The sequence below is a fragment of the Thiocapsa sp. genome (assembly GCF_011390875.1).
GTDB lineage: Bacteria > Pseudomonadota > Gammaproteobacteria > Chromatiales > Chromatiaceae > Thiocapsa.
In genome coordinates, this window is the sequence record NZ_JAABRP010000289.1 from 1 (window position 1) to 4256 (window position 4256).

Genomic DNA, 4256 nt, shown 5'->3' on the forward strand with positions numbered 1-4256 from the left:
TCTCGACGCACCCACCTTCACCGTTCCGCAGAGTGCCGGTCGGCTCCATGTCCTGCGCGACTATCTCCTGCTCGGCTTCGAGCACATCCTCGGCGGTCCGGACCACCTGCTGTTCGTGCTCGGTCTCGTCCTGCTCGTGCGGGGTTATCGGAGGCTGTTCTGGACCATCACCGCATTCACTGCCGGGCACAGCGTGACACTCGCGCTCGCCGTGCTGGGCCTGGTCAAGGTCCCGTCGCATCCCGTCGAGGCCCTGATTGCACTGACTATCCTCGTTGTCGCCGTGGAGTTGACGCGCGCCGGGCGCGGGCACGCGACCTGGATACAGCGGTTTCCGTGGGCGATGGCCTTCACATTCGGTCTGCTTCACGGTCTCGGTTTCGCCGGTGCGCTGACGGAAATCGGCCTGCCGGCACATGAGGTCCCGTTAGCACTGGCAGCCTTCAACATCGGCATCGAGGTCGGGCAGCTTCTTTGCGTCGCGGTCATCCTGACGGTAGCGGCCGCTCTGCGCCGCGTTCCCGTGCGCTTGCCGACCGCCGTTCGGCATCTCCCGAGCTACGCCATCGGATCCTTGGCGGTTTTCTGGGTCTTGGAGCGCACGACGGCGATGTTTTGATCCGCCGGGGCTGCGTCCGGGAACCGGACGCGTGTGCAGGCACGTCAGTCGGAAGACAACGCCGCGTGCATGCGACTGCGCCTCGGCCGCTACCACTCCAGCGGCGGCAGCGCGCGGAAGACCTCGCGCGTGCCCTCGAGCCACTGCCGGGTCAGGGCGTCGAAGTAGGCGTCTCCCTCGCCGAAGCGGCGTTTCATCGTGACCCGCAGGCTGTCTCGCGCGTAGCACAGCAGGTCGATCGGCATGCCGACCGAAAGGTTACTGAGCATCGTCGAGTCGAACGACACCAGCACGCACTTGGTGGCGTCCTCCAGCGTCGCGCTGGAGCTCACCCCCAGGTCGAGGATCGGCTTGCCGTACTTGGCCTCCCCGGTTTGCAGGAAGTTGGTGTCGGTGCCGGCCTCGATGAAGTTGCCCTCGGCATAGATCCGGAACAGCCGTATCTCCTCACCGCCGATCTGGCCGCCGAGGATGAAGGACGCGTTGAACTTCAGGCCGCCGCTCTCCAGGAAGGGCGCGTCGCGGCGCTCGATGTCGCGCATCGCATCCGACACCAGGTTGGCCACGTCGAACATGGAGTCGACACTCCAGATATGCGGCGCCTCGCCGGCGGCGCGCCGGCGCAGCAAGGTGATCACCGTCTGCGTGGCGGCCAGGCCGCCCGAGCTGAGCAACACCAGCACCCGGTCGCCCGCGCGCTCGAACACCGTCATCTTGCAGAACTTGGCGTAGTTGTCCACGCCAGCATGAGTGCGCGAATCGCTGGCGAAGATCAGGCCCTCGTCGAGCTTGACACCGACGCAGTAGGTCATGGCCCGGCGACCTCGTCCGTCCGGACCTGGAAGCGCTCCGACGTGTTTGGCCCGAAGTCGGACGCCAGCGAACCGCGGATGCACAGTGCCGGGGTCATCGGCGTCCGGCCGGAACACCGGCACTCCATTTCGACGTCGATACGAATCTGCATGTAGGTTGCCGGTGAGTTGATGGCGAGCCGGGATCTTCCGACCAAGCCCATTATCGATGCCCGTCCCGCTGCAATTCTACGTCGTGGGCACAAGGCGGGAACCGGGGGCGAGCCGTATGCTTGTCCAGGAGAGCGGCGAGGTCGTGGCCCGGGTGCCCTATGCAGGCGCCAAAGCAGTCTAGGCTGAAGCAGTCGCTGATGTCACGCCCGCATCAGCCCCCGGCGGGAACCGCCACAAGGGCACCTGCGTGTAAGCATCGCCAGCGGAAAAGGTGAGCGGAGAGTGACTGAGTCTCGCCCCTCCAAGCCATGTTCGTGTTGCCATCTTGTCAATTCCGGGCGATCCCCGAGGTTGAACTCTTGGATCCATGGGATTTGCGCTGACCCTGAGCGAGCACGATGAGCGATGTCATCGGCAGGAAGCTTTTCGGCCCGCCGCCAGCTTCGGCTGGTTTCGCCTACTCTGGTGACCAAGCCGGATCGAGAATCTGATCTGGCGTCCAGAGGCATGTCTCGGGGAAATCCGAGAGTCCGGTCTCCTGCGCGGCTTGTGCCGTCGCGTCGTCCCAAACGCCCGCCCACCAGTCGGGGTCGTCGAGCTTTGGAAGCAGGCTCGGGGTCTCTTGCAGTCTACGCAGGATTCCTCGCCGTTGGTTTCTGAGGGTGATCTGCCAGCTGGCTCCGCGGCGACCGGGCTGCATCTGCCACTTCAGCAGGAGAGCTAAGAGCAGTGCCATGCGGTTCGTCAGCTCTCGCTGCTCACTCTTTCCCACGTCTTCGATCTCCTCGGCGAGATGGGCAATATCCAACAGGTCGAACCGTCTTTCGCGCAGCAGTCTTGCTTGTTCGGACGCCCAAGCGACCACGTCTTCTTCGTACCTTGTTGCGTTCGTCATGGTGGCTGTTCCGCTAATCGTCGTTGGTTTCCCTCGTATCGGATGACTATAGATCTGAATCCGGACACAAAAAAGCCCGCTGGGGCGGGCTTTTTCGAGCGGGCTTTAGTGGGCTTTATGGTCGGGTCCTGAATTCACTTATCCGATGGCTCGACTCCGGCGCGGCCGATCCGGCATCGGCGCGCTCGAACCGGCGCACGGCGCGACTGACGGTCGAGTAGTGTACGCCGAAATGCTCGGCGATCTCCTGCATCGTATAGGCACCGCTCAGGAATGCCTGCGCCATCGCCTCGCGCGGCGTCGCGGATTGATCGCCGAACGCCGACAGCGGCTTCGCGAGCCCGCGGCGCTGGGCACGCGGAACCTCGCGCAAGCGCTGCGGATCGCTCGCCAAAGCCCGGTGGCGCTCGACGAAGCCGTCGGTGCCGAGGAAGACCTGGCACCGCAGTCCATCCCACACGCTCGACCGTCCCACCCCCTCGGCGACGAAGGCCGCATAGGCGGCTTGCGCCGCGGCACGCGCGGGCCCGAACTGCCCGAGCACCCAGTCGGTCTCCAGCCAGGGCGGAGCCGGCACCCGCCCCAGCATGGCGGGATAGCTGCTCCAGACCCAATCACCCGCATCGGCCACCATGCCGGCCCGCACCGGATTGAGGACGACGTAACGCACCAGCTCAAGCAAATAGGTATCGCGCTCGACGAGAATGCCCTTGAAGCGGCCCTGAAACAGGTGTCCGACCAGGCCATGACGACGATTGACCCGCTGGGTGAAGACGCCGTTGAGCTGCCGCATCCCCTTCGACAGATTCCCCTCCGCGGTCTCCACCACGACATGATAGTGATTGGTCATCTGGCAGTAGGCATGACAGCGCCAATTGAAGCGTGCGCAGACCTCCGCGAACACCGCCAGCCAGGCCGCCCGGTCCGCATCGTCGCGATAGATCGCCTCACGGCGATCGCCGCGCGAGGTGACGTGATAAAGCCCGCCGGCGAGCTCGATTCGGAGTGGTCTGGCCATGAAGACAGGTTAGCCCAAGAATGCAGGATTACAAGACCTGACCCTTTCGCCCCTCTCTGAGTCTAGGGGAACACTGGGAAGTCTTCATCAAGAACGAGATCGCGACCGGTCGTTATGGCTCGGCAAGCGAAGTGGTACGCGATGCGCTGCGTCACATGGAGGAGCACAACGCCAGATTGGCTGCGTTGCGTGAACATCTGGCCGAAGGCGAGGCGCAGGCACGTCGTGGCGAGTTCGTCGAGAATTACTCCCTTCAAGGTCTGTTGGCCGAAATGGATCGTGAGGAATGAGCGGCCGCTATCGGATTACCCCACGAGCTGCTGCAGACCTGCGCGCTATCGCCCGCTACACGGTCCAGACCTGGATCAACAAGTAACGCGATATCTATCTTTCAGCCATCGACCGGCGGTTCTCCTGGCTTGCGGAGAATCCAAGTCTCGGGAAGCCTCGTCCGGAGGTCGGTAACGGATACTGCGGCTACCCGGAAGGCTCCCACGTCATTTTCTATCTCATGAGCGAGGATGGGATTGATATTATCGGCGTCCCACATCAGCGCATGGATGTCCTCAACTACTTCACCGGTTAGCATCTCGGGTAGCATCCCGGGGCGGCGGAACGTAGACAAAATCACAAGAGCTTGCTCCGGCGGTTTTGAAAGCGTCGGTATCGCGCATGGTCACGGCACCTTCACGCTCGAACCCGGGCACGGAACGAGCCATGACCCCATTGGCGCCTCACCGCAGCCAAAATATTGCATTA

General features: G+C 63.5%; 6 protein-coding genes. 3 read left to right on the forward strand and 3 right to left on the reverse strand.

Annotated elements, in window-relative coordinates; translation table 11 throughout:
* A partial coding sequence (locus GPT33_RS17180; protein ID WP_296811421.1) for a HupE/UreJ family protein occupies positions 1-619 on the forward strand: 619 nt, incomplete at its 5' end.
* 89 nt (positions 620-708) lie between these two features.
* Here GPT33_RS17180 and GPT33_RS17185 read toward each other — a convergent pair.
* From GPT33_RS17185 to GPT33_RS17195, 3 genes are all read right to left on the reverse strand, one after another.
* Positions 709-1431, reverse strand: a complete 723-nt coding sequence (locus GPT33_RS17185) for a peptidase (RefSeq protein ID WP_296811424.1) — start codon at positions 1429-1431, stop codon at positions 709-711.
* Positions 1432-2041: 610 nt separating this feature from the next.
* Positions 2042-2479, reverse strand: a complete 438-nt coding sequence (locus tag GPT33_RS17190) for a DUF29 domain-containing protein (RefSeq protein WP_296811427.1) — start codon at positions 2477-2479, stop codon at positions 2042-2044.
* Between the two features lie 115 nt (positions 2480-2594).
* Complete coding sequence (locus GPT33_RS17195; RefSeq protein WP_296811430.1) at positions 2595-3497, reverse strand: transposase; 903 nt, start codon at positions 3495-3497, stop codon at positions 2595-2597.
* Between the two features lie 56 nt (positions 3498-3553).
* Between GPT33_RS17195 and GPT33_RS17200 the strand changes: the two genes are divergently transcribed.
* Both GPT33_RS17200 and GPT33_RS17205 read left to right on the forward strand, forming a co-directional pair.
* The gene (locus tag GPT33_RS17200) at positions 3554-3787 is read left to right on the forward strand and encodes a type II toxin-antitoxin system ParD family antitoxin (protein WP_296811432.1); all 234 of its coding nucleotides are present in this window, start codon (positions 3554-3556) and stop codon (positions 3785-3787) included.
* 92 nt (positions 3788-3879) lie between these two features.
* Positions 3880-4083, forward strand: a complete 204-nt coding sequence (locus GPT33_RS17205; RefSeq protein WP_296811435.1) for a type II toxin-antitoxin system RelE/ParE family toxin — start codon at positions 3880-3882, stop codon at positions 4081-4083.
* The last annotated feature ends 173 nt before the right edge of the window (positions 4084-4256 follow it).